This window comes from Streptomyces sp. NPDC001220 (assembly GCF_053597895.1).
The window spans coordinates 258,838-283,116 of the sequence record NZ_JBSFJE010000015.1; the positions used below are offsets into that span (position 1 = coordinate 258,838).

22 protein-coding genes and 1 riboswitch are annotated in these 24,279 nt (G+C 72.6%); of the genes, 7 read left to right on the forward strand and 15 right to left on the reverse strand.

Annotated elements, in window-relative coordinates:
* Positions 1-72: 72 nt before the first annotated feature.
* Positions 73-777, reverse strand: coding sequence for a glycosyltransferase family 2 protein (locus ACWDGI_RS32705; protein ID WP_450765249.1), 705 nt, complete (start codon positions 775-777; stop codon positions 73-75).
* A 169-nt stretch (positions 778-946) separates the two neighbouring features.
* Between ACWDGI_RS32705 and ACWDGI_RS32710 the strand changes: the two genes are divergently transcribed.
* Both ACWDGI_RS32710 and ACWDGI_RS32715 read left to right on the forward strand, forming a co-directional pair.
* Complete coding sequence (locus ACWDGI_RS32710; RefSeq protein WP_450765251.1) at positions 947-1,687, forward strand: response regulator transcription factor; 741 nt, start codon at positions 947-949, stop codon at positions 1,685-1,687.
* Position 1,688: 1 nt separating this feature from the next.
* The gene (locus ACWDGI_RS32715) at positions 1,689-2,801 is read left to right on the forward strand and encodes a sensor histidine kinase (protein ID WP_450765253.1); all 1,113 of its coding nucleotides are present in this window, start codon (positions 1,689-1,691) and stop codon (positions 2,799-2,801) included.
* A 30-nt stretch (positions 2,802-2,831) separates the two neighbouring features.
* On the opposite strand, the gene ACWDGI_RS32720 is transcribed toward ACWDGI_RS32715, so the two are convergent.
* The 3 genes from ACWDGI_RS32720 to ACWDGI_RS32730 form a co-directional block, all read right to left on the reverse strand.
* Complete coding sequence (locus ACWDGI_RS32720) at positions 2,832-3,821, reverse strand: NAD-dependent epimerase/dehydratase family protein (RefSeq protein ID WP_450765255.1); 990 nt, start codon at positions 3,819-3,821, stop codon at positions 2,832-2,834.
* A gap of 147 nt (positions 3,822-3,968) precedes the next feature.
* Positions 3,969-4,400 carry a response regulator gene (locus ACWDGI_RS32725; protein WP_450765257.1) on the reverse strand — a complete coding sequence of 144 codons (432 nt, stop codon included), beginning with the start codon at positions 4,398-4,400 and terminating at the stop codon, positions 3,969-3,971.
* A 3-nt stretch (positions 4,401-4,403) separates the two neighbouring features.
* Positions 4,404-4,721 (reverse strand): hypothetical protein, encoded by a 318-nt coding sequence (locus ACWDGI_RS32730; protein ID WP_450765259.1) that lies wholly within the window; start codon positions 4,719-4,721, stop codon positions 4,404-4,406.
* A 170-nt stretch (positions 4,722-4,891) separates the two neighbouring features.
* Between ACWDGI_RS32730 and ACWDGI_RS32735 the strand changes: the two genes are divergently transcribed.
* Both ACWDGI_RS32735 and ACWDGI_RS32740 read left to right on the forward strand, forming a co-directional pair.
* Entirely contained in the window at positions 4,892-6,478 is a 1,587-nt protein-coding gene (locus tag ACWDGI_RS32735) for a sensor histidine kinase (protein ID WP_450765261.1), read from the forward strand.
* Entirely contained in the window at positions 6,475-7,686 is a 1,212-nt protein-coding gene (locus ACWDGI_RS32740) for a PP2C family protein-serine/threonine phosphatase (protein WP_450765263.1), read from the forward strand. Before ACWDGI_RS32735 ends, ACWDGI_RS32740 begins: the two co-directional genes overlap by 4 nt.
* Here ACWDGI_RS32740 and ACWDGI_RS32745 read toward each other — a convergent pair.
* Together ACWDGI_RS32745 and ACWDGI_RS32750 are read right to left on the reverse strand one after the other, a co-directional pair.
* Entirely contained in the window at positions 7,674-8,525 is an 852-nt protein-coding gene (locus ACWDGI_RS32745; protein ID WP_450765265.1) for a YihY/virulence factor BrkB family protein, read from the reverse strand. The genes ACWDGI_RS32740 and ACWDGI_RS32745 overlap by 13 nt on opposite strands.
* A 48-nt stretch (positions 8,526-8,573) precedes the next feature.
* Entirely contained in the window at positions 8,574-9,407 is an 834-nt protein-coding gene (locus ACWDGI_RS32750; protein WP_450765267.1) for a GAF and ANTAR domain-containing protein, read from the reverse strand.
* A 285-nt stretch (positions 9,408-9,692) separates the two neighbouring features.
* Between ACWDGI_RS32750 and ACWDGI_RS32755 the strand changes: the two genes are divergently transcribed.
* Complete coding sequence (locus ACWDGI_RS32755; protein WP_450765269.1) at positions 9,693-10,475, forward strand: DUF899 family protein; 783 nt, start codon at positions 9,693-9,695, stop codon at positions 10,473-10,475.
* 34 nt (positions 10,476-10,509) lie between these two features.
* Here the strand turns inward: ACWDGI_RS32755 and ACWDGI_RS32760 are convergent, their stop codons facing one another.
* Complete coding sequence (locus ACWDGI_RS32760) at positions 10,510-10,863, reverse strand: VOC family protein (protein WP_450765271.1); 354 nt, start codon at positions 10,861-10,863, stop codon at positions 10,510-10,512.
* Between the two features lie 226 nt (positions 10,864-11,089).
* Here ACWDGI_RS32760 and ACWDGI_RS32765 point away from each other — a divergent pair, with 226 nt between their 5' ends.
* Both ACWDGI_RS32765 and ACWDGI_RS32770 read left to right on the forward strand, forming a co-directional pair.
* The gene (locus tag ACWDGI_RS32765) at positions 11,090-12,229 is read left to right on the forward strand and encodes an SGNH/GDSL hydrolase family protein (protein ID WP_450765273.1); all 1,140 of its coding nucleotides are present in this window, start codon (positions 11,090-11,092) and stop codon (positions 12,227-12,229) included.
* 183 nt (positions 12,230-12,412) lie between these two features.
* A complete protein-coding gene (locus ACWDGI_RS32770) occupies positions 12,413-14,878 on the forward strand; it encodes an endonuclease/exonuclease/phosphatase family protein (RefSeq protein WP_450765275.1) in 2,466 nt (821 codons plus the stop codon).
* 98 nt (positions 14,879-14,976) lie between these two features.
* Here the strand turns inward: ACWDGI_RS32770 and metE are convergent, their stop codons facing one another.
* The 8 genes from metE to ACWDGI_RS32810 all read right to left on the reverse strand — a co-directional run bounded on the left by metE (position 14,977) and on the right by ACWDGI_RS32810 (position 24,229).
* Positions 14,977-17,292, reverse strand: coding sequence for a 5-methyltetrahydropteroyltriglutamate--homocysteine S-methyltransferase (gene metE, locus ACWDGI_RS32775; protein WP_450765277.1), 2,316 nt, complete (start codon positions 17,290-17,292; stop codon positions 14,977-14,979).
* Between the two features lie 161 nt (positions 17,293-17,453).
* Positions 17,454-17,673, reverse strand: a riboswitch (cobalamin riboswitch).
* Positions 17,674-17,750: 77 nt separating this feature from the next.
* On the reverse strand, positions 17,751-18,266 hold the full coding sequence (locus ACWDGI_RS32780) for a flavin reductase family protein (RefSeq protein ID WP_450765279.1): 516 nt from the start codon (positions 18,264-18,266) through the stop codon (positions 17,751-17,753).
* 58 nt (positions 18,267-18,324) lie between these two features.
* On the reverse strand, positions 18,325-19,095 hold the full coding sequence (locus ACWDGI_RS32785; RefSeq protein WP_450765281.1) for an alpha/beta hydrolase: 771 nt from the start codon (positions 19,093-19,095) through the stop codon (positions 18,325-18,327).
* 110 nt (positions 19,096-19,205) lie between these two features.
* Positions 19,206-20,546: an LLM class flavin-dependent oxidoreductase gene (locus ACWDGI_RS32790; RefSeq protein WP_450765283.1), complete on the reverse strand. Its 1,341-nt coding sequence runs from the start codon at positions 20,544-20,546 to the stop codon at positions 19,206-19,208.
* Between the two features lie 47 nt (positions 20,547-20,593).
* Positions 20,594-21,424: an ABC transporter ATP-binding protein gene (locus tag ACWDGI_RS32795; RefSeq protein WP_450765285.1), complete on the reverse strand. Its 831-nt coding sequence runs from the start codon at positions 21,422-21,424 to the stop codon at positions 20,594-20,596.
* Positions 21,421-22,290: an ABC transporter ATP-binding protein gene (locus ACWDGI_RS32800; RefSeq protein ID WP_450765287.1), complete on the reverse strand. Its 870-nt coding sequence runs from the start codon at positions 22,288-22,290 to the stop codon at positions 21,421-21,423. The genes ACWDGI_RS32795 and ACWDGI_RS32800 overlap by 4 nt, the downstream gene beginning before the upstream one ends.
* Positions 22,290-23,195: an ABC transporter permease gene (locus ACWDGI_RS32805; protein WP_450765289.1), complete on the reverse strand. Its 906-nt coding sequence runs from the start codon at positions 23,193-23,195 to the stop codon at positions 22,290-22,292. The genes ACWDGI_RS32800 and ACWDGI_RS32805 overlap by 1 nt, the downstream gene beginning before the upstream one ends.
* Before the next feature lie 2 nt (positions 23,196-23,197).
* Positions 23,198-24,229: an ABC transporter permease gene (locus ACWDGI_RS32810; protein ID WP_450765349.1), complete on the reverse strand. Its 1,032-nt coding sequence runs from the start codon at positions 24,227-24,229 to the stop codon at positions 23,198-23,200.
* Positions 24,230-24,279 lie beyond the last annotated feature (50 nt).

Consider the following 24,279-nt stretch of genomic DNA (forward strand, 5'->3'; position numbering starts at 1 on the left):
GGGGGTGTCACTTACCGGCGCCGGCCGGGTGCCGCCGACTACGCCCCGTGAGGGGCGCGAGGAACTGCGCGCTCAGCCCCCACCGGCCCGCACTCGCGGCGGCTCCTTCAGCACCCGGCTCATGTCCCGCACCGCCTGCGCCGTGCCGCGCCAGGTTCCGGTGACCTTCGAGACGCCGGTACGCGGCAGGTACGCCACATCGCGTTCGGTGATCCGCCAGCCGGCGTCGGCCGCCCGCACCACCATCTGCAGCGGATAGCCACTGCGCCGGTCGTCGAGCGACAGCGCCAGCAGCGGTTCGCGCCGCGCCGCCCGCAGCGGACCGAGGTCGTGCAGCCGCAGCCCGGTACGGCGCCGCAGCATCCGCGCCAGCGCCAGGTTCCCGGCCCGGGCATGCGCCGGCCAGGCCCCCCGGCCCTGCGGCCGCCGTCGGCCGAGCACCAAGTCCGCCTCGCCGTCGCGGACTTCCCGTACGAACGGCACGAGGAGCCCCGGATCCAGCGAGGCGTCACAGTCGCAAAAACAGACGATGCCGGCGGTCGCGGCGGTCAGCCCCGCATGGCACGCCGCGCCGAAGCCGCGCCGCGCCTCGTGGACGACGGTCGCACCGAGCGCCCGGGCGATGTCCGCCGAGCCGTCCGTGGAGCCGTTGTCCACGACGAGGGCCCGCCAGCCCGCCGGGATCCGGCCGAGCACCCAGGGCAGGGCCTCGGCCTCGTTCAGGCAGGGGAGGACGACGTCCACGTCCGTCGTCGAGGAGGTTGGTGAGGTGGTCACGGTGTCACCCTACGAACGCGAACCAGACATAACGGGCGTCGCCTCCTTACGAAACGCGGACGTCGGAACCGGCGGCCCAGCTCCCCGGTTTCTTACGAAACACGGACGTCGAGCCCCGTCCCCGCCCTCGGGTGCGACAGCCGCGACGGCCCGGTGCGAGGGTGGAGGCATGCAGCAGCCGTACGAGATCACCGAGGGCCGGGCCGCCCCCGCCGCCACCCGGGTCCTGGTCGTCGACGACGATCCGACCGTCGCCGAGGTCGTCACCGGGTATCTCGACCGTGCCGGGTACCTGGTCGACCACGCCGAGGACGGCCCCACCGCCCTGACCCGGGCCACCGCCCACTGGCCGGACCTGGTGGTGCTCGACCTGATGCTGCCCGGCATGGACGGCCTGGAGGTCTGCCGGCGGTTGCGCGGCCACGCCCCCGTCCCGGTCATCATGCTCACCGCGCGCGGCGACGAGGACGACCGGATCCTGGGCCTGGAGGTCGGTGCCGACGACTACGTCACCAAGCCCTTCAGCCCCCGCGAACTGGTCCTGCGGGTCGAGTCGGTGCTGCGCCGCGCCCGCCCCCCGGCCGCCGCGCAGTCCTTCTCCACCGCCGGAGTCACCCTCGATCCGGGCGCCCGCCGCGCCACCCGGAACGGCGTCGAACTCGCCCTCACACTGCGCGAGTTCGACCTCCTCGCGTTCTTCCTGCGGCACCCGGGACGGGCGTTCGGCAGGGAGGACCTGATGCGCGAGGTGTGGGGCTGGGACTTCGGCGACCTGTCCACCGTGACCGTCCATGTCCGCAGGCTGCGCGCCAAGGTCGAGGACGACCCGGCCCGCCCGCGCCTGATCCAGACGGTGTGGGGCGTCGGCTACCGCTTCGACCCCGAGGCCGCCGAGCAGGAGGTGGGCTGACATGCGCGACACCCTGCTGATCGCCCTGTACGCCCTGGCCGGCGCCGCCCTCACCGGGCTCGCCGGAGCGGCCGCGCTGCGCCTGCTCCGGCGCCGTTCGCTCACCGCGTCCATCGCCGTGGTCGCCGCCGTCGGCGTGGTCGCGATGCTCGCCGGCACCCTGGCCGTCGCCTGGGCGATGTTCCTCTCCTCGCACGACCTGTCGGTGGTGACGACGGTGGTCGCGATGGCGGCCGTGGTCTCGCTCGTCAGCGCACTGATACTGGGCCGCTGGGTCGGCGCCCGCAGCCGTGAACTCGCCCTCGCCGCCCGCTCGTTCGGCGAGGACGGCGACTTCGCCGCGCCCGCGGTCCCGGCCACCGCGGAACTGGCCGAGGTGAGCCGCGAATTGGCGGCCACCAGCGCCAGGCTCGCCGAGTCCCGGGAGCGGGAACGCGCGTTGGAGACCTCGCGCCGGGAGCTGGTCGCCTGGATCTCGCACGACCTGCGCACCCCGCTGGCCGGGCTGCGCGCCATGTCGGAGGCGCTGGAGGACGGGGTCGCCACCGACCCGGACCGCTATCTGAAGCAGATCCGCACCGAGGTGGAGCGCCTCAACGACATGGTCGGCGACCTCTTCGAACTCTCCCGCATCCACGCCGGGACACTCGCGCTGAGCCCGAGCCGGATGTCGCTGTACGACCTCGTCGGCGACGCCCTCGCGGGCGCCGACCCGCTGGCGCGCGAGCAGGGCGTACGGCTGGTCGGCGACCGGGTGGAGCCGGTGCCCGTCGAGGTGGACGGCAGGGAGATGAGCCGGGTGCTGGGCAATCTGCTGGTGAACGCCATCCGCCGGACGCCGCCCGACGGCACGGTCGCGGTCGCCGCCGAGCGCGGTCCCGAGGGAGTCGTGCTGTCCGTCACGGACGGCTGCGGCGGCATCCCCGAGGAGGACCTGCCGCGCGTCTTCGACACCGGCTGGCGCGGCAGCCACGCTCGCACGCCCCCTGCCGGAGCGGGACTCGGTCTCGCCATCGTGCGCGGGATCGTCGAGGCCCACCAGGGGCGGGCCACCGTGCGCAACATCCCCGGCGGCTGCTGCTTCGAGGTGGTGCTGCCCACCGCCGCTTCCTGATCGTGGGCAGCACCACCGGTCCATCGGGGGCTATGCGCCCCTCGCGAACTCCCGCATCCCCTCCGCGAACCCGACCTCGGCCTTCCAGCCCAGGTCGGCCCGCAGCCGCGAGGAGTCGGCGGTGATGTGCCGTACGTCCCCGAGCCGGAACTCCCCGGTGACCACCGGCATGGGCCCGCCGTGGGCCTCGGCCAGCGCGCGGGCCATCTCGCCGACGGTGTGCGGCTCGCCGCTGCCGGTGTTGTACGCGGTCAGCGCACCCGGCTCCGGCCGCGCCTCCAGAGCCACCGCGTTGGCGGCGGCCACGTCCCGGACGTGCACGAAGTCCCGGCGCTGCCGCCCGTCCTCGAACACCCGCGGTGCCTCCCCCCGGGCGAGCGCGGAACGGAAGAAGGAGGCCACACCGGCGTAGGGGGTGTCCCGGGGCATCCGGGGCCCGTACACGTTGTGGTAGCGCAGCGACACCGCCGTCCCGCCCGTCGACCGGGCCCAGGCGGCGGCCAGGTGCTCCTGGGCCAGCTTGGTCGTGGCGTACACGTTGCGCGGATCGGCCGGCGCGTCCTCGGCGACCAGCCCCGGAGCCAGGTCGGCCCCGCACACCGGGCACGTCGGCTCGAACCGCCCGGCCTCCAGGTCGGCGACCGCGCGCGGTCCGGGCCGTACCACGCCGTGGCGCGGACACTCGTACCGGCCTTCCCCGTACACGACCATCGACCCGGCCAGTACGAGGTGCCGTACCCCCGCCTCGGCCATCGCGGCCAGCAGCACGGCCGTACCGAGATCATTGCGGGAGACGTACTCCGCCGCGTCCCCGAACCCCACGCCCAGCCCGACCATGGCGGCCTGGTGGCAGACCGCGTCCACGCCCGTGAGCGCCCGCCCGACCGCCGCCGGGTTACGTACGTCGGCGCCCGGATCGTCGCGCACGTCGAACACGACCGCCTCGTGCCCGTGCGCCGTCAGCGCCTCGACGACATGGGACCCGATGAACCCGGCACCGCCGGTGACCAGTACACGCATGCGGCCACGCTAGGCCCGCGCGGGCACCGGACCACGCGTCCGCGCCCGCACGTCACGACTCCGTAAGAACGGCCGTGGTCACCCTGCTCCGCTCACCCGGGGTCCGGCGCCGTGCGCGGGCCCGCGTTCCCCGACCGGATGCCGCCGCTACGCCTTGGGGGGCTTGACGGCGATGTCGAGGTAGAAGGCGTCGATGCTGCGCACCGCCGTCTCGAACTCCGCCAGGTTGACGGGCTTGGTGACATAGGCGTTCGCGTGGTGCTGGTACGCGCCGTTGACGTCGTCCGGTGCGACGGACGTGGTCAGTACGACGACCGGGATGGTCCGCAGATCCGGGTCCTCCTTCACCACGGCGAGGAACTCGCGCCCGTTCATCCGGGGCATGTTGAGGTCGAGCACGATGAGGTCGGGGCGCTCGTTGTCCGGGTCGCGCAGGTAGTCGAGGGCCTCGATGCCGTCGGAGACCTTGGTGAGATTGCGCGTACCGCGCTCGGTGAGGGCGTCCTGGATGAGCATCGCGTCGGCGACGTCGTCCTCGACCAGCAGCACGTCGTACGGGCGGATTGCGGCGGCAGCCATGATTCAGGAGCTCCGGGGTGTGGGGCGGGTCGAGTGGTCGGTGTTGTTGGTGATCAGCCCGGGCCAGCGGCGCCGAGCTCCTTGGCGGCTCATGCTCACGGCCCGGCCGATCTCCGGGTAGCCGGCGCCGCTCTCGGCGGCGGAGTGGGCGGCCTGGTCCTCCAGGTGTCTGACGGTCTGCTTGACACGGGCGAGTACCCGCAACCGCAGCAGAGCATGCCAGCGGGCCTCGCCCGCGGTGTCGACGGGGTCCGCCGGGGGGCCGGCGGTCGCCTGCGTGAGCAGCCGGGTGAGTTCGTCCACCACCTGGGTCACCAGCACGTCCGTATCCCCACTCGGGAGACCGGGAGGGGGAGAGGGAGCGGGCATGGCATCACCCTAGGGCGTTGATCCAGGTAGGGACAACATGCGTTGTCGGGCCCCGGGTACAGTGTGCTTGCCGCGCGCCCAGGCGCGGCCAGGACGGCCGGCCGAGGGAGCAGCCCACCGCTATGACAAGCAAGCCGTCAGGCGCCGTGGGCGCGTTCGCGGGCTGGACGACCCGGCGCTGGCTGCGGGTGGGCGTGGCCGGCACCCTGGTCGTCCTGGCGGTACTGGGGTCGCTGGGTGGCTGGGCCATGTGGCGGACCTCGCAGATCACGGCCGGGCTGGTGGACCGTCGGTCCCCCGCCCTGATCGAGTCGATACGGGTCGAGGAGGCGCTGGTCAACCAGGAGACCGGCATCCGCGGCTACGGTCTGTCCGGCCGACGGGACTTCCTGCAGCCCTATGCGCAGGGCGTGGCCGCCGAGCAGGCCGCGTTCAGGCGGCTGCGGCCGCTGCTCAGCGACGACGGCCGGGCGCGCGCCGACCTGGCCGAGGTCGAGCAGCTCGCCGGGACCTGGCAGGAGCGCATCGCCCGGCCCGTCTCGGCGGCCTCCCCCGCACAGGCCGCGAAGATCAGCACGGCACGGGCCGACGAGGGCAAGACGGCGTTCGACTCCCTGCGGCGCGCGATGACACGGCAGCAGGCCCACCTGGAACAGGAACGGGCGGCGGCCACCCGTCAGCTGCGGCAGGCCGAATCCCTGCGGAACTGGATGTTCGCCGTCATCGCGGGTGTCATCGCCCTGGTGGCCGGACTCGTCTTCGAAGGCCTGCGACGCGGTGTCACCGGCCCGCTCAGCAGGCTCGGCTCCGCCGCCCGTGACGTGGCGCAGGGCCGGTTCGACCGCTCTCTCGACGGCACCGGCCCCGCGGACCTGCGACGGCTCGCCTCCGACGTGGAGTCGATGCGCCTGCGCCTGGTGGCGGAGCTGCGGTTCAGCGAGGAGGCCCGCGGGCTGCTGGACGACCAGGCGGAGGACCTGAAGCGGTCCAACACGGAACTGGAGCAGTTCGCCTACGTCGCCTCGCACGACCTCCAGGAACCGCTGCGCAAGGTGTCCAGCTTCACCCAGCTCCTGCAACGGCGCTACGGCGGGCAGCTGGACGAGAAGGCCGACCAGTACATCGCCTTCGCCGTCGACGGCGCCAACCGCATGCAGAACCTCATCAGCGACCTGCTGGTCTTCTCCCGGGTCGGCCGCGTCCACAACGAGCAGCGGACCGTGGACCTGGAGGAGGTGCTGAGCACGACGATGGACGATCTCAGCGTGCGCATCGAGGAGACCGGCGCCGAGATCACCCACGACCCGCTGCCCACCGTGCTCGGGGACGCGACCCAGCTGGGCATGCTGCTGCAGAACCTGCTGTCCAACGCGATCAAGTTCCGCCACCCCGACCGGACGCCGCGGATCCACATCGGCGCGACGGCGGCCGAGGGGAGCTGGGAGTTCGAGGTCCTGGACAACGGCATAGGGATCGCGCCGGAGTTCCAGGAGAAGGTCTTCGTCATCTTCCAGCGGCTGCACACCCGGGAGGCCTACCCGGGCACCGGCATCGGCCTGGCGATGTGCAAGAAGGTCGTGGAGTTCCACGGCGGCACCATCTCGATCGACCCCGACAACCGGCCCGGCACCCGCGTCCTGTTCACCCTCCCCGCCCTACCCGCCCCCACGGCCGCGGCGGCCGTCCCGGACAGAGAGACACAGTCGTGACCGGTCCATCCGCAGGCCGCGGCGAGCAGTACGCCGAGCAGTACGACGTCCTGCTGGTGGAGGACGACGACGGGGACGCCCTCCTGGTCGAGGAGCTGCTCCACGACACCGGCCTGCCGCACACCCTGACGCGGTGCCACACCGCAGCCGAGGCGCACCGGGCACTCGCGGCCGGCCCCGTCGACTGCGTCCTGCTCGACCTGCACCTGCCCGACGCCTCCGGGGTGGAGACGATCCAGACCATCCAGGCCGACACCCACGCCGCGATCATCGTCCTGACCGGCCTGGACGAACCCCGCGCCGGAGTCGACTCCCTCGCCGTCGGCGCCCAGGACTATCTCGTCAAGGGCAAGGTCGAACCCGACCTGATGCAGCGCGCCGTCCGCTACGCCGTCCAGCGCAAGCAGGCCGAACTCGCCAACGCCGCCCTCCAGATCGGGCGGCTGCGCGCCGAGGAGAACGCCCGCCTGGAACGCGGGCTGCTGCCCGAGCCCCTGCTCTCCTCGACGGCCGTCACCGCCTCCAGCCGCTACTACCCCGGGCGGACCCAGGCCCTGCTGGGCGGTGACTTCCTCGACGTCGTCCAGACCGACGACGGCCAGGTCCACGCGATCATCGGAGACGTCAGCGGGCACGGCCCGGACGCCGCCGCGCTCGGGGTCTGCCTGCGCATCGCCTGGCGCGCGCTCACCCTCGGCGGACACCGCGCCCAGCACCTGCTGCACCTGCTGGAACAGATACACATCGCCGAACGCGCGGGCAGCGACCTGTTCACGACCTGCTCCCTCATCACCCTGGACCCGCGGGCCGCCACCCTCACCCTGCACCTGGCCGGCCACCACGAACCCCTGATCGTCACTTCCGACGGCACCCGGCAGGTCACCGCCGCCCACGGAATCGCGCTGGGCATCGCCCCCGGAGTGGGCGACTGGCCGGCCACCACGCTGGCGCTGCCCGCCGACGGAGCGCTCATCGCCTACACCGACGGACTCATCGAGGGCTTCGCGGACGGGTCCGGCGCCCGGCTCGGAGTCGACGGCCTGCTGCGCATCATCGACACGCTGCGCACGCCCGACCCCGGCACCCACCTGGACCGGCTCATCGCCCGCACCCGCGCCCTCAACGCGGACCGCCACACCGACGACCTCGCCGTGCTGCGCCTGGACTGGAACACCAGCGGGTCCGCGGGCCCGGCTCACTCCTCCTGAGCGCTCTTCGCCAGCTCCGCGTTGAACTGGGCGCCGATCAGCAGGGCCAGGTTGGACAGCCACAGCCAGATCAGGAAGATCACGACGCCGCCCAGCGAACCGTACAGCCGGTGGTAGCTGCCGACATGGGAGGTGTAGACGGTGCAGCCCAGCGAGACCACCAGCAGGAGAACCACGGCCAGCACACCGCCCGGCGCCATCTTCCCGACGGGGCGCGAGGACTCGGGGCCCGAGTGGTACAGGACGAGCACCGTGACGACGGCGACCGCGACCACCAGCGGCCAGCGGAGCGCGTGCCAGGCGGCCAGTGGTCCGGTGCCGAGATCCAGCGCCCGGCTCAGGAAGCCGATCAGGCTGCCGCTGAGGAACAACGCCAGCACGGAGGTGAGAAGCAGCAGGATCAGGACCAGGGCCGTGGTGACGATGCGCGGCGCGGTCCGCCACAGCGGCCGCTGCGAGCTGATCCGGTTCATGGCGTGCAACGCCCGTCGGAAGACGCCCAGATAGCTGGATCCCGACCACAGCGCTCCCGCCCCGCCCAGGAAGATCAGCGTCCAGGCCGCCGACGACTGTCCGGCCATCTGCCGCAGGGTGCTCCGCAGGAGGGCACGGGACGCGAGCGGGGCGGCCTGCGCGATCCGGTCGATGACCTCCGGTCTGGCCGTGGGGATGGTCAGCCCCAGGACCGAGAGGATCACCAGCAGTACCGGGAACAGGGCCAGGACCGCGTAGTAGGTCAGCGCGGCGGCCCAGTCCGTGACGTCGTCGTTCCAGACGGACACCGGGGTCCGGCGCAGCGCCGCCCACCACCGAGCCGTACGGCCGCCCGCATCATCCATGAGACGGATGCTCTCACTCCCTCGTGCCCGGGTCGGGCAGCAGTCGGCTCAGTGTCGTCGGGCGGCCCGGACATGGAGATGGTTCAGGGCGTCCACCACCACGGTGCTCTGGTGCCAGAGCAGCCAGCGGCCCACCTCGCCGCCGAGCTGCTCCAGAGCGGCCAGCTGGGCCGGCGCGAGTTCGTGCAGCGGGTGCTCGTGGTGCGCGGAGATCATGCCGATCACGGCGCCCTTCGGGCTGACCAGGGGGACACTGTGGCAGGCGCGGCTGCCGGCCTGCAGGATCGTCCGCCGGGAGTCCTCGTCGAAGGTGTCGCAGGAGCGGACGTCCTTCACGGTGACCTGCCGGGCCTCCTCGGCCGCCTGCGCGCACGACGTGGTCCCGCTGTCGACGAAGGTGAAGTAGTCGGTGAAGCGCCGGTTCAGCCCGGTGTGCCGCACCATGCGCAGCAGCCGGTTCTCCACCAGCTGCACGTTGCCCATCCGGGTACCCGTGATGCGCAGGGTGCGCCGCAGCGCGGCATCGAGGACCGCCCCCTGGCTCTCCGGGCGGGTTCCGTCCGGGCACAGGGCGGGCAGCGGGGGCGGGCCCGCCTGCGGCCGGCCCGTCACCCATCGGGGGGCCGTCGCCTCGGGGACCGGGAGCCGGACGACGGCGGCGGCGAGGGTGTGCAACTTGAGGTTGAACCGCTGGGAGGTGTCGCGCAGCAGCTCGAACGTCTCCTCGCGCGACGAGAGTCGGTAGTACGTCAGCAACAGCTCCTCGGCGCGGGCCACACCGGCACGCGCCAGCCGCCTGTTGCGCTCGTCCATGATCCGCTGCTCCTCGGCTTCGGCCGCGTCGGTCGGCGGCGGAGCAGGGGTGTTCGGGTACTCGGCCACAGGCAGACCTCCTCGTCCGGCAACGGGATCACGGCGCCGTGCGGCCGCTCGCGCCGGAACACCGTGCCAGGATGTCCGCAGCCCGAAGCGCCCGATCGGCCCTCACCGTACGCATGCCCGCTGAACGCTCCGGCAGGCCACCCGCTCCCGCCGTTCCCCTCCACGGTGTGCCGGAGTCTCCCGCGGCGATGAGTTCCGGCCGGGGCGGGAGTCTGTTCCGGTGACCGTCGCAGGCCGTCGGCCGTACGACGGTGCCGCCCGGTACCCGACACCACGGAGGACACCATGACCGCCACGCCCGACGAACCGACCACCGCGCCGCCCGGGCGCCCGCCCGTGGTCGACCTGGCCGCCTGGCAGGCCGCCCGGGACGAGCTGCTGGTCCGCGAGAAGGCCCACACCCGTGAGGGCGACGCGATCGCCGCGGCCCGCCGCCGGCTGCCGATGGTGGAGTTCGACGGCACGGTCGAGGTCGTCGGAGCCGACGGCCCGGTCCCCTTCCTCGACCTGTTCCAGGGCCGCGACGAGCTCGTGGTCTACAAGCACATGTGGCACGACGGCGCGCCGCACCAGGGGCAGTGCGAGGGCTGCACCACCACGGCCTGGCACCTGAAGGACGCCGACTACCTCCATGCCCGCGGTGTCTCGTACGCCGTCCTGACCACGGGCCGGTGGGACGAGGTGGCCCCCTACGTCGAGTTCATGGGCTACACCCAGCCCTGGTACTCGGTGCGCGACGTGGACGGCCCGGCCGGCGGCGACATGGGTCACCTCACCAGCTACCTGCGGGACGGCGACCGCGTCTTCCTCACCTACTCCACCACGGGCCGTGGCAACGAGCGGGTCAACGGCTCCCTCGGCCTGCTCGACATGACGCCCTACGGCCGCGGCGAGACATGGGAGGACAACCCCGAGGGCTGGCCGAAGGGGGACAGCCCGTGCTGGTCCTGGCGTTCGGACGCGGACGGCAACGCCACCTGGGGCCCGACCAGCCGCCCGGTGCCGCAGTGGTCCCGCCCCGGCGCGACCCCCGTGCAGACCCTGGGCCGGCACGGCCACCATCACTGACATTGGCCGGGTCCGCGTCACGGGGCCGGCACGGTCAGGCGGGCTGCCACAGTTCGATGCGGTTGCCCTCGGGGTCGGTGACCCAGCCGAACCGGCCGATCCCGTCCATGTCCTGCGTCTCCCCGGCCACGTCCGCGCCCGCGGCACGGAGCTGGGCGAGCATGGCGTCCAGGTCGCGGACCCGGAAGTTCAGCATGGTCTGCTGGGTGAGGGAGCCGAAGTAGTCGGTCCCGGACTCGAAGGCCGCGAAGACCGTGGGGCCGGCCTGCTGCTGCCACAGCCCGTGGTCGTCGATGTCCAGACCCAGACAGTCGCGGTACCACGCGGTCAGGGCCGCCGGGTCCGCCGCCCGCAGGAAATGTCCGCCGATTCCAAGCACTCGTTCCATGCCGTCATCCTGCCAGCACGGCGATGCGCGGGCATCGGCAGCGGTCCGTCGTGCGCGCCGCCGTTCCGTACGGCCGGGACGAGGAGGTCCGCCGGCTCCGGTCCGCGACATGCCCCAACGGGCATGATCATCGTGCTCCGGAGCAGGTCGGCGGCCAAAATCTGACCAGCGGCCGGGATCCGGGGCAGGAGTAGCCTGCCACGCCGTCCCCAAGGAGAGCCGCCACGTGCGTTCCATCCTCCCTCTCGCGCTCGACTGTGTCGTCGGAGCACTGGAGAAGACCCCCGGACCGGCCGGGATCACCCTGCACCGGGCCCCCGGCCCCGGACGCGCCCAACTGGCGGGCACCGGCTACGAGATCGTCAGCACCATGCCCTCCGGGGTACGGCTGGAGATGCTCACGGACGCCACCGAGATCGAAGTGGACGCCCGCCTCACGCAGGTCGTGATGGCGGGATCCGAGCCCTCCGACGCCGTCTTCGACCTGGTCGTCGACGGCGAGCTGCGGGCCCCGGTCACCACCTCCGACCAGACCCTCGTCCACGTCGACCCGGCCACCATGGCCCTGGACGACGAGCCGGCCCCACCGGCCACCGTACGGTTCACGGCCGGCGCCGAACCCCGGGAGCGCCGGGTCGAGATCTGGCTGTCCAACGCCCGGGCGACCCAGCTCGTCGACGTACGGGTCCCGGAGGGCGCGTCGGTGCGCCCGGCCCCGGCGAGCGGCCCGGTGTGGGTGCACCACGGCAGCTCGATCAGCCAGTGCTCGGAGGCGGACCGCCCGACCGGCACCTGGCCGGCGATCGTCGCCCGGCGCGCGGGCCGCTCCCTCGTCAACCTCGGCCTCGGCGGCGAGTGCCACCTCGACCCCTTCATGGCCCGGGCCATCCGCGACCTGCCCGCCGACGCGATCAGCCTCGAACTGGGCATCAACATCGTGAACGGCGACACCCTGCGGGAGCGCACCTTCGTGCCGGCCTTCCACGGCTTCCTCGACACCGTCCGCGACGGCCACCCGGACACGCCGGTCCTCGTCGTCAGCCCCATCGTCTGCCCGGCCGTCGAGACCACGCCCGGCCCCACGGTGCCGGGCGCCGACGGCAAGGTCCACACCCGCGACCGCCCCGCCGAACTGGCTGTGGGCGCACTGACGTTGACGCGCGTCCGCGAGCTGCTGACCGAGCACGTGGAGCGCCGCCGGAAGGCCGGTGACCACCGCCTCCACGTCATCGACGGCACCACCCTCTTCGGCCGCGAGGACATCGCCGACCTCCCCGACGGCCTGCACCCGAACCCGGCCGGCTACGCCCGGATGGCCGAACGCTTCCTGCCCCGGGCGTTCGGCGAGGCGGGGCTGCTGCGGTAGGACGGGGGCCGCACGGCCCGGTCCCGTGACCGGCGTTCACGGCCCGAGTGGACCCGCAGATTTAACCGCATACCCCTTGATGCCTCTTTTCTACGCGCGTAACCTCAGCCGGTCGCATGGATCCCACCGGTCGACAGCACGTCATGTGCCCTCTCCCCGGCGGACGTTGAAGGAGTCATCCTCGTGCAGATTCACAGACCCAGCGCATCGCGGGTAGCCGGCGCCGCGTTCGTGGCCGCGGCGGCCACGGCGGCCGTCATCGTGGCACCGCTGCCCGCCGCGTTCGCCACCCCGTCGGCGAGCGCGGTCGTCTCGGAGGCGTACGGCGGCGGAGGGAACTCCGGGGCGACCCTCACCAACGACTTCGTGGAGCTGGCCAACCGCTCCACGGCGGCCTACCCGCTGGACGGCTACAGCGTCCAGTACCTCCCGGCCTCCGCCTCCGCGAGCTCGCCGTGGCAGGTCACCCCGCTCACCGGCGCGCTCCCCGCCGGCGGCACCTACCTGGTCGGCGAGGGCGCGGGCGCCGGCGGCACGACCGCGCTGCCGACCGCCGACGCGACCGGCGGCATCGCGATGTCCGCCACCGCCGGCACCGTGGCTTTGGTCAAGGGCACCACCGCGCTGACCTGCAAGACGGCCGCCGACTGCACCGGCGACGCCCGGGTCGTGGACCTCCTCGGCTACGGCACCGCAGTCGTCCGCGAGGGCGGCGACGCACCGGCGACCAGCAACACCACCTCGCTGTCCCGGGCCGCCTCGCTCGCCGACACCGACGACAACTCGGCCGACTTCACGGCCGGTACGCCCACCCCGACCAACAGCGCGGGCGACACCGCGAGCGGCGGCAGCGGCGGCGGCCCCGGCGGCCCGACCGCGCCCGGCGCCTTCCGCATCCACGACATCCAGGGCACCACCCGGATCTCGCCCCTCAAGGGCCAGAGCGTGGTGGGCGTCCCCGGCATCGTCACCGCCGTCCGCACCACCGGCAGCAAGGGCTACTGGATCCAGGACCCCACCCCGGACGCCGACCCCGCCACCAGCGAGGGCCTGTTCGTCTACACCGGCTCCGCCACGCCCACCGTCTCGGTCGGCGACTCGGTCCTGGTCAGCGGCAAGGTCTCGGAGTACTACCCGGCCTCCGCCGCCCAGTCGGTCACCGAGCTGGGCAGCCCGGTCTCCACCACCCTCTCCACCGGCAACGCCCTCCCGGACGCGGTCGTGCTCGACGCCGCCACCATCCCGGGCGCGTACACGCCGACCGCCGACGGCGGCAGCATCGAGGGCCTGACCCTCCAGCCGACCGTCTACTCCCAGGACTTCTACGAGTCCTTGGAGGGCATGCGCGCCTCGGTCTCGGACGCCCGCGTGGTCGGCGCGACGAACACCTACGGCGAGATGTTCGTGACGGCCAAGCCGCACGAGAACCCCACCCGGCGCGGCGGCACCCTCTACGGCGGCTACGACCAGCAGAACACCGGCCGTATCGAGATCGTCTCGGCGGACGGTACGACTCCCGTCCTCAACGTCGGCGACAAGCTGGCCGGCACCACCACAGGACCGGTCGACTACTCCGACTTCGGCGGCTACCTGCTCGCCCCCTCCGCCGCGACCACCGGCACGGCCGTCGACAACGGTCTCCAGCAGGAGGTGACGCGCAAGCAGAAGCACGACGAGCTGGCGCTCGCCACCTACAACGTGGAGAACCTCGACCCGACCGACAGCGACGACAAGTTCGCCCGGCTCGCCAAGGGCGTCGTCAAGAACCTCTCCTCGCCCGACATCGTCACCCTGGAGGAGATCCAGGACGACAACGGCGCCACCGACGACGGCACCGTCTCCGCCGAGGCGACCCTGAAGAAGTTCACCACCGCGATCGTGGCGGCCGGCGGCCCGAAGTACGCCTGGCGGTACGTCAACCCGGTCAACGACAAGGACGGCGGCGAGCCCGGCGGCAACATCCGCCAGGTCTTCCTCTTCAACACCAAGCGGGTCTCCTTCGTGGACCGCGCGGGCTCCGGCGACGCCTCCACGACCGCCGTGTCCGTGGTCGAGGACCGCAGGGGCCAGGCCCACCTGTCCGCCTCCCCGGGCCGGATCGACCCGGCCAGTGCCGCCTGGACGGACAGCCGCAAGCCGTTGGCCGGCGAGTTCGTGTTCCAGGGCCGGACGGTCTTCGTCATCGCCAACCACTTCATCTCCAAGGGCGGCGACGACCCGGTCCACGGCCGCTACCAGGAGCCCACCCGTTCCTCGGAGACGCAGCGGCGGCTCCAGGCCGAGGAGGAGAACGCCTTCGTCGAGTCGCTGCTCGCCGCCGACCCGAGGGCCGAGATCGTGGCCGCCGGTGACCTGAACGACTTCGAGTTCTCCGACGCCGTCAAGACCCTCACCGACGACGGCAACGACCTCACCGACCTCATCAACACCCTGCCGGTGTCCCAGCGTTACAGCTACGTCTACGACGGCAACAGCCAGACCCTGGACCACATCCTGACCAGCCCCGCCATCACCCGCTACGACTACGACGTGGTCCACATCAACTCCGAGTTCGCCGACCAGGCGAGCGACCACGACCCCCAGGTCGTCCGGATCGACGTGAAGCACTGCGGGTGGAAGGCCCACCGGCCGAAGCCGCACAAGGGGTAACGGCAACGGGTGCCACCCGCGCATCCCGCGGTCGCCGTTGCAGAATCCGCCGGGTCGGGAGCCGTTTGCGGGGTCCCGACCCGGCGGGTTCTCTGCCGTCAGGAGGCGGGCAGTTCCGCACGGACCGTGCGGGCCGCGCTGACCAGGTTCTCCAGGGCGGCCCGGGTCTCGGGCCAGGCGCGGGTCTTCAGGCCGCAGTCTGGGTTGACCCACAGCCGTTCGGCGGGGATCGCCTCCAGGCCGGTGCGGAGCAGCCCGGCGGCCTCCTCCGCGCTCGGCACGCGCGGCGAGTGGATGTCGTAGACACCGGGTCCGGCCTCGCGCGGGTAGCCGTGCGCGGCGAGTTCGCGGGCGACCTGCATGTGCGAGCGGGCCGCCTCCAGGCTGATGACGTCCGCGTCGAGGTCGTCGATGGCCTGGACGACGTCGCCGAACTCGGCGTAGCACATGTGCGTGTGGATCTGGGTCCGAGGACGCGCCCCCGCGGTGCTCAGCCGGAACGACTCGGTCGCCCACGCCAGGTAGTCCGGGCGGCCGGCGGCGCGCAGCGGCAGGGTCTCGCGCAGCGCCGGCTCGTCCACCTGGATCACCGAGGTCCCGGCCGCCTCCAGGTCGTCGACCTCGTCGCGCAGGGCGAGGGCGACCTGCCGGGCGGTGTCGCCGAGCGGCTGGTCGTCCCGGACGAACGACCAGGCGAGCATGGTGACCGGACCGGTCAGCATGCCCTTGACCGGGCGGCCCGTGAGCGACTGGGCGTACGTCGTCCAGCGCACGGTCATCGGCTCGGGACGGGAGATGTCACCGGCCAGGATCGGCGGCCGCACGTACCGGGTGCCGTACGACTGGACCCAGCCGTGCTGGGTGGCCAGGTACCCCGTCAGCCGCTCGGCGAAGTACTGGACCATGTCGTTGCGCTCGGGCTCGCCGTGCACCAGGACGTCGATCCCGGACTTCTCCTGGAAGGCGATGACCTCCCGGATCTCGGCCCGGATCCGCTCCTCGTACCCGGCCGTGTCGATCCGGCCCGTGCGCAGGTCGGCGCGGGCGGTGCGCAGTTCGCCGGTCTGCGGGAAGGAGCCGATGGTCGTGGTCGGCAGCAGCGGCAGCCCGAGGTGGGCGCGCTGGGCGACGGCCCGCTCGGGGTACGGCCGGGAACGGCGGCCGTCGGCGTCGGTGATGGCGGCGGTACGAGCGCGCACCGCCGGGTCCCGGGTGATGGGCGAGTTCTCGCGGGAGGCGAGGTCGGCCCGGTTCGCCGAGAGTTCGGCGGCGATGGTGTCGGTGCCCTGGGCCAGGCCCTTGGCGAGGGTGACGATCTCGGCGGTCTTCTGCTTCGCGAAGGCGAGCCAGCGCAGGATCTGCGGCTCGATGTCCCGCTCGGCCGCCGCGTCGAGCGGCACATGGAGGAGAGAGCAGGAGGCGGCGACGTCGACCCGGTCGGCGAGCCCGAGGAGGGTGCCGAGGGTGGACAGGGACCTCGCCAGGTCGTTGACCCAGATGTTGCGGCCGTTGACGACACCCGCGACCAGCCGCTTGCCGGGCAGTCCGCCGACGGCGGCCAGCGCGTCCAGGTTGGCGGCGGCGGCCTCGGTGAAGTCCAGGGCCAGGCCCTCGACGGGGGCCTTGGCCAGCACCGGGAGTGCCTCGCCGAGGCGGTCGAAGTAGGAGGCGACCAGCAGCTTCGGGCGGTCGGGCAGGGCCCCCAGGTCGCGGTAGACCCGCGCGGCGGCGTTCAGCTCGGCCGGGGTGCGGTCCTGGACCAGGGCGGGCTCGTCCAGTTGCACCCACTCGGCGCCGGCCGCGCGCAGGTCGGCGAGGACCTCGGCGTACACGGGGAGCAGCCGGTCGAGCAGGGTGAGCGGGTCGAAGCCGGCGGCCACGCCCGGGGCCGGCTTGGCGAGCAGCAGATAGGTGACCGGGCCGACGAGCACGGGCCGGGCGGTGAGGCCGAGCGCGAGGGCCTCCTGCAGCTCGCCGACCTGCTTGCCGGAGTCGGCGGTGAAGACGGTGTCGGGGCCCAACTCCGGTACCAGGTAGTGGTAGTTGGTGTCGAACCACTTGGTCATCTCCAGCGGCGCCAGGTCCTGGGTGCCGCGGGCCATGGCGAAGTAGCCGTCCAGCGCGTCGGCGTCGACGGCGGCCCGGTGACGGGCGGGGATCGCGCCGACCATGACGGTGGTGTCCAGGACGTGGTCGTAGTACGAGAAGTCGCCGGTGGGCACCTCGTGGACGCCGGCGCCGGCGAGCTGCCGCCAGTTGCTCCGGCGCAGGCCGGCCGCGGTGGCGCGGAGGGCGTCGGCGTCGGTCCGGCCCTTCCAGTAGCCCTCGATCGCCTTCTTCAGTTCCCGGTTCGGCCCCTGGCGGGGGTAGCCGTACATGGTGGCCCGTGCCGCGGCCGCGGACTTCGCTGTCACGGAGATCTCCTTCGCGAGATGAATCCCTGAGATCCCGGAGACGGGACGAGGGCGCGAAGGGGTGACGAACCGGACGGAAACGACCCTGCACGGCACGGTCATCCGCCTGGTGTGTACGCCGACCCGCCCTCGAGGTCACCGGGATGTCCGCGCACGAGTGGTTCGCGCGCGGGCAGTTGGCAGGTCTTCGGACTCGCGGGCACGCCCTCCTGACGGAGGACACCTACCGGCCGTCGCTTCCCAGGTCCGTACGTCGGGCCCAGTGCGTATGACGGCGTTCGTTCCCACTCACCGCTGCGGGGCAGTCCCGGATTCCCACCGGGTTCCCTCTTGCGACACCCCGCCTGGCGGACGGGGCGAACCAGCTGCACGCGCCAGCCTACGGGGTACCACCGCGGACGGCGGCGACCCGTCCGGCATCCGGTGGTGTGAGCCGGCCCACCGGCTCCTCCGCGGTCTCACACCAGTGGATGCGCCGATGCGAAGGATCCGTTGTGGTGGACGAGGGCCGTGGCCTCCTCGACCACCGCGCCCGAGTCGACCTCGCCGACCACCAGCAGGTGGTCACCGATGGTCTGGCGCAGGGTGATGCGGGCCGACAGCCAGCCGGTGACGTCGTCGAGGACGGGCAGCCCGTCCGGCTGCGCCCGCCAGCGCACCCCCGCGAACCGGTCGACGCCGCTGCGCGCGAACTGCCTCGCCAGACCGGCGTTCGCGGTGCCGAGTACATGGACGGCGAACCGGTCCGCGAGGCGCGCGGCGGGGGTGCTGGACGCTTCGAGGCCGATGCAGAACGAGACCAGGGCCGGCCGCAGGGAGACGGAGGTGAAGGAAGTGGCGGTGAAGCCGACCGGGCCCGGGAAGGTGATCACCGTGACTCCGGCGGCGTGCCGGCGCAGGGTGTCGCGCAGGAGGTCCGCGCCGTCGGGGGCGGTGACCGTGGACGACGGGCTTCGATGGAGCGGGGCGCTCATGCCCTTTCCTTTCGGTACGCAGGGGGAGGGGTGGGAGAGGGACCTGCGACGGCGGCCGTCACCAGGCGCTGGACTCCACCGCGATCGCGGGCACCAGCCCGGTGCGCAGTGCCTCCAGGAAGGTCACGACCTCGGCCGCGACCGAGCGGTGCTGAAGGTCGTTGAGGACGTCGTGGTGGGCGTCGCGGACCACCGCCAGCCGGGAGCGGGACAGCGTCTTCGCGGTACGGGCCAGGGCGTCGCGGTCCGCGAGCGGGTCCGCGTCGCCGACGAGGAGCAGGGCGGGGACGGCGAGATCCGCGTGGTAGGCCGCGTCGAGCAGCGCGCCGGGCAACGGGGCGTCGAGCGTGCCCCGTTGCGCGCCCGGGTCGTTGCTGAGCACCCCTCGGTGGGTCGGGCAGGACGTGCGGACGTCGAGTTCGTCGTCCCAGCTGCCGCCGGTCGCGGCGGTACGGCCCGGGAGGCCTGCCAGCACGACGGCCCCCGGCCGCACGGCGGCCGGGGAGCCGCCGAGACCGAGCAGCGCCGCGACGGCCGCGGCACCTGAGTCGGCGGCCACCAGCACGACCGGCCCGGTCACTTCGCCTCCGGCGGCCGCCGTACCCGCCACGGCGGCGGCCAGCCCGTCGCCGAACCGGGCCAGCGAACCGTTCAGGTCGCCGGCGTCGATCTCGGGGCCGTCCACGACCCGGACGCGGTAGGCGTCGGCCGCGAGCCGCCTGCCGAGCCGGCCGTAGGTGGCACGGCTCTCCCCCCGGCCGGGCACCACGACGACGGTGCCGCGGGTGAGGAGGCCCTCGGGGGCGTGGTGGTCGCTGTACTCGGTCATCTCAGGCTCCTGCGGGTGCGGGTGCGGGTGCGGGTGCGGGTGCGGGTCGTGGTGTGGGCGCGGTCGGGCCCGGACCGCGTCTTCGGGTGAGTGCTGCGCACGGGGCCCGGTCAGCCGTTCACGAGCCGGCGCTCGTCGGTGTGCCGGTTGACCGGGATCGGCAGGCCGAGGTTGCCGCGCAGGGTGTCGGCCTCGTACTCGGTGCGGAACAGCCCGCGCTTCTGGAGGATCGGGACGACGCCGTCCACGAAGAGCTCCAGGTCGTCGTTGGTGCGGAAGGCGAGGTTGATGCCGTCGAAGGTGCCGGCGTCGAACCACTGCTCGATGGTGTCGGCCACGGTCTTCGGCGCCCCGACGAACGGCGACTGCCGGAACTCGCTGACCAGATCGGCGACTTGGCGAAGCGTCAGACTCTCCGTCCTGGCTCGTTCGATGAGCTTGGCCGCTCCGGTGCGGCCGCCCTTCTCGGCGAGGTGTGCGACGTCCGGGAACGGGCCGTCCAGGTCGTGCACGCTGAAGTCGTACGCGCCGAAGGAACGGCCGAGCAGCGCGAGGTTGCGCTCGAAGTCGTTGTCCTCCTCGAAGATCTCCCGCTCCCGGAGCCGGGCCGCCTCGTCGGTGAGGCCGACGACCGGGCCGCCGTGGATGAAGATCTTGATGTGCTCGGGGTCGCGGCCGTAGGACGCGGTGCGCTTCTTGATGTCGGCGTAGTACTCCTGCGCCTGCTGGAGCGAGCCGCCCGGCGCGTAGATGCCTTCGGCGACCCGCGCGGCGAGGTCACGGCCCTCCTCGGAGACGCCGGCCTGGAAGATCACCGGCTGGCCCTGCGGCGAGCGGGAGAGGTTGAGCGGACCCGCGATCCTGAAGTGCTCGCCCTCGTGGTTGAGTTCGTGCAGCTTCGCGGCGTCCAGGAAGACGCCCCGTGCCACGTCCGCCGGGAACGCGTCGTCCTCGTAGGAGTCCCACAGGCCGCGGGCGACCTGGACGAACTCCAGCGCGCGGCCGTAACGGGTGGTGTAGTCGAGGTGTTCGTCGAGCCCGAAGTTCCTGGAGGTGCCGGTGTCGAAGCTGGTCACCACGTTCCACCCGGCGCGGCCGCCGCTGATGTGGTCGAGGGAGGCGAACCGGCGGGCCAGGTTGAACGGCGAGTTGTAGGTCGAGCTCGCCGTGCCCACCAGGCCGATGTGCCGGGTGTGGGTGGCGACCGCCGACAACAGGGTGAGCGGTTCGAGACGGTTGAGATAGTGGGCCGGGTAGGTGGCGTTGATGAACTGGCTGTCGACGATGAACAGGGCGTCGAACAGGGCGTGTTCGGCCGCCTGGGCCTGCGCTATGTAGTAGTTGATGTCGATGCTGGCGTTCTTCGCGACCCGCGGGTCCTTCCAGAGACCGTGCTGGCCGGGGCCGCCGACGCCGTAGGGGTGCAGGGCGAGGTGGATCTTGCGAGACATCGGTGAGTCCGTTCTGTAGGACGGGAGCGGAGAGGAGTCGAGGGGGTTCAGGCGTGCAGCAGGCTGCGCAGGGCCTCGCGTTCGGCCCGGTCGGCCGAGGCCGTCCGCAGGGTGGGCGCGGAGCTGACGAGCAGGCGGGTGTAGACGTGCCGGGGATCGGTGATCACGTCCCGGGCGGCGCCGGTCTCGACCAGCTCGCCCTGGTACAGGACCGCGATCCGGTCGGCGATCCCGGCGACCGAGCCGAGGTCGTGCGAGATGAAGACCAGGGCCGTGCCGGAGTCGCGGAGTTCCTTGAGGATCTGCAGGATCTGGACCCGGTTGGCGGAGTCCAGGGCGCTCACCGGCTCGTCGAGGATGACCAGCTTCGGCTCGGTGACCAGCGCCCGGGCCACCGCGACCCGCTGCCGCTGACCGCCCGACAGCTCCCCTGGCAGCCGGTCGAGCAGCTCCTCGGAGAGCCGGACGCGGGCGAGGAACGTACGGGCCCGGCCGGCCGCCTCCTTGCGCGGCACCCCCTGCACGAGCAGCGGCTCGATCAGCGACTCCTCGATGGTGAGGTCCGGGTCGAGGCTGCGCAGCGGGTCCTGGAAGACGTACTGGAGCACACCGCGCCGGCGCAGACTCCGCCACTGGCGCCCGCCGTACGAGCCGACGTCCTCGCCGCCGATGACGATCCGGCCCGCCGAGGCGTCCACCAGGCCGAGCACGGCGCGGGCGAAGGTGGACTTGCCCGAGCCGGTCTCGCCGATGATCCCCACGGTCTCGCCGGGCGCCACGCTCAGCGAGACGTCGTGCAGGGCGCGGCGGCGCCGCCGGCGCGCGCCGTAGTGCACCTCCAGGCCGGTGACTTCGAGTACGGCGGGCGGGGTGGTCACGATGCCTCCTGGGGTGCGCGGAACTTCTCCAGGCCGTACTCCTCGTGCTCGGCGACGAGGAGCCGCGTGTACGCGTGCCGCGGGTGGTGGAGCACCTCCGCGGTCGGACCGTGCTCCACCACCTCGCCCTCGTGCATCACGAGGACCTCGTCGCAGAGCTGGGCCACGACGGCCAGGTCGTGGGAGACGACCACCAGGGCCAGCCCGGTCCGCTCGCGCAACTCGGCGAGCAGGTCGAGGATCTCGGCCTGGACCGTGACGTCGAGGGCGGTCGTGGCCTCGTCGGCGATGAGGATCCTCGGGCCGGCGGCGATGGCGGCCGCGATCAGGACCCGCTGGAGCATGCCGCCGGACAACTCGTAGGGGTACTGGCCGTAGACCAGCTCCGGGTCGCGCAGCTGTACGGCGTGGAGCAGCTCGATCGCGCGCTGCCGGGCCCCGCGCCGCTTCAGGCGCTTCTTGACCCGGACGACCTCGGCGATCTGCGCGCCCACCCGGATCGACGGGTTGAGGTACGAAGCGGGGTCCTGGAACACCGCGCTGATCGTCGCGCCCCGCAGCTCCGTCCACTCCCGGGGCGTCAGCGTGGAGATGTCCGTGCCGGTGATCTCGATCGAGCCGGCCGTGACCTCGAAGTGCGGGGGCAGGATGCCCAGGGTGGCCCGGCAGGTGAGCGTCTTGCCGCTGCCGGACTCGCCGACGATGCCGACGGTTTTCCCGGGGGTGAGTTCGAAGCTCACCCCGTGCACGATCTCGCGGTCCCCGACCCGGTCGCCGATGTGTACGTCACGGACGGCGAGCACCGGGGCCGTACCGGCGGGCGCGCCGGTCTTCGCGGGGGCGGGGCTCTGGGACAGGGTGGTCATCACGCACCTCCGGCGGGAACGGCATCGGACGTGCCGCGCCTGCCCTGCCCGTCCGGGCGGTTGGCGCGGGCCGTGCGGTTGTTGACGTAGGCCCGGCCGGCCTCGCCGGAGACGTCGCGGATCGCGTCGGCGAGCTGGTTGCCGGCCCAGACCGTGACCATGATCAGCAGGGCGGGGACGACCGGTGCCCACGGCTGGTAGTCGAGATAGCCGAGGTCGGAGGCGAGCAGGCCGCCCCAGGTGGGCGCGGGCGGCTGGACGCCGATGCCGAGGAACGTCAGGCTCGACACGATGACGAAGCCGGTGCCGATGGTCTGGGCGAGCGCGACCGCGATCGGCGGCAGAACCTTGACCCAGACGTGCCGCCGGACGATCCAGCCGGTCGAGGCGCCGGAGACGATCGCCGCCTCCACGTACTGCGAGCGGGCGACGGACAGGGTGGCGGCCCGGCCCACCCGGTAGAAGAGCGGGGAGACCAGCACTCCCGTGACGAGCATCGCCTGGCCGATGCCGTTGCCGAGCAGCGCGATCACCGCGACCGCGAACAGCAGGAACGGCAGCGCGACCAGGGTGTCGGCCAGCCGCAGGGTCAGCCACTCGAAGACCCGCCCGAGATACACCGACAGGATGCCGGGGACCGCACCCACGACCATGGCGACCAGGGCGACTTCGAGGGAGCCGAGCACGCTGACGCGGGAGCCGTCGAGGAGCCGGCTGAACACGTCACGGCCGAGATAGTCCGTGCCGAGCCAGTGGGCGCCGGAGGCCGGCGCGAGCGTGTCGGTGCTGGTGGCCAGGGGGTTCTGCGGGGCGAGCAGCGGACCGAGGATCGCCAGGAGGGCGATCACGGCGAGGATGCCGAGGGCGATCCGGCCGGAGGTGAGGGAGAGCACGCGGCGCACCATGGTCAGACCCCCCGCTGGGATGCGGGCGTCACACGCGCCAGCACCAGGTTGACGATCAGGTTGAAGAGGACGACCAGGACGATCGACACCACCAGCACGCCCTGCACGGCCGGTACGTCACCGGCCTGCGCCGAGTCGTTGGCGAATCTGCCGAAGCCCTGCAGCCCGAAGATCCACTCGGTCACGACGGAGGCGCCGACCAGGGCCGGGAACTTCAAGCCGAGGGTGGCGAGCGCGGGACCGATGCCGTTGCGCAGCACATGGGTGAGGAAGATCCGCCGTGGACTCAGTCCCCGTACCACCGCGCCCGTCACGTAGTTCTCGCGACAGGCGGCGACGAGACTGCCGCGGAGCTGGCGGGCGACGTCGGCGACGACGTCGAAGCTCAGCGCGATCGCCGGGAGCGTGATGTGTGCGAGCCACGAGCCGAACCCCTCGGCCGCCGGGATGTATCCGGCGGAGGGGAACACATGGAGTCCGACCGCGAAGACCGCCACGAGCACGATCCCGACGACGAACGCCGGCATCACCGAGATCACCGTGACGAACCCGGTGATCGCCCGGTCCACCCAGGTGGTGCGCCGCAGCGCCGCCACCGTCCCGAGGACGAAGCCGAGGAGTACGCCGATGATCAGGGCGAACGTCGCGATGGAGAGGCTGACTCCCAGACCCAGGCCGATGAGGGTGGAGATGTCGGCGCCGTTGGTCCAGCTGGTGCCCAGCTGCCCGTGCAGGACGCCGGTGAACCAGTCCCAGTACTGGACCAGGAAGGGCCGGTCCAGCCCCCACTGGGACTCGACCCGGTGGACGGCCTCGGGAGTCGCCTCCTCGCCCAACTGGATCCGCGCCGGGCTGAGTCCGCTCAGCGACCGGAGCGCGAACGTCACGAACGTCGCGACCACGAAGACGGGCACGATGATCGCGATCGACCGGGCGAGGGTGACCAGGACACGGCCCAGCGTGTGCCGCGCCCTGGCCACGGCGACCCCGCGACGGCGGGCAGGCCCGGCCGGTACCGCGGTCGTCGTCGTCATCGTTGTCATAGGGGTGCCCCCTCTCTGCTAGTGGAGTTGATGGAGGGGTG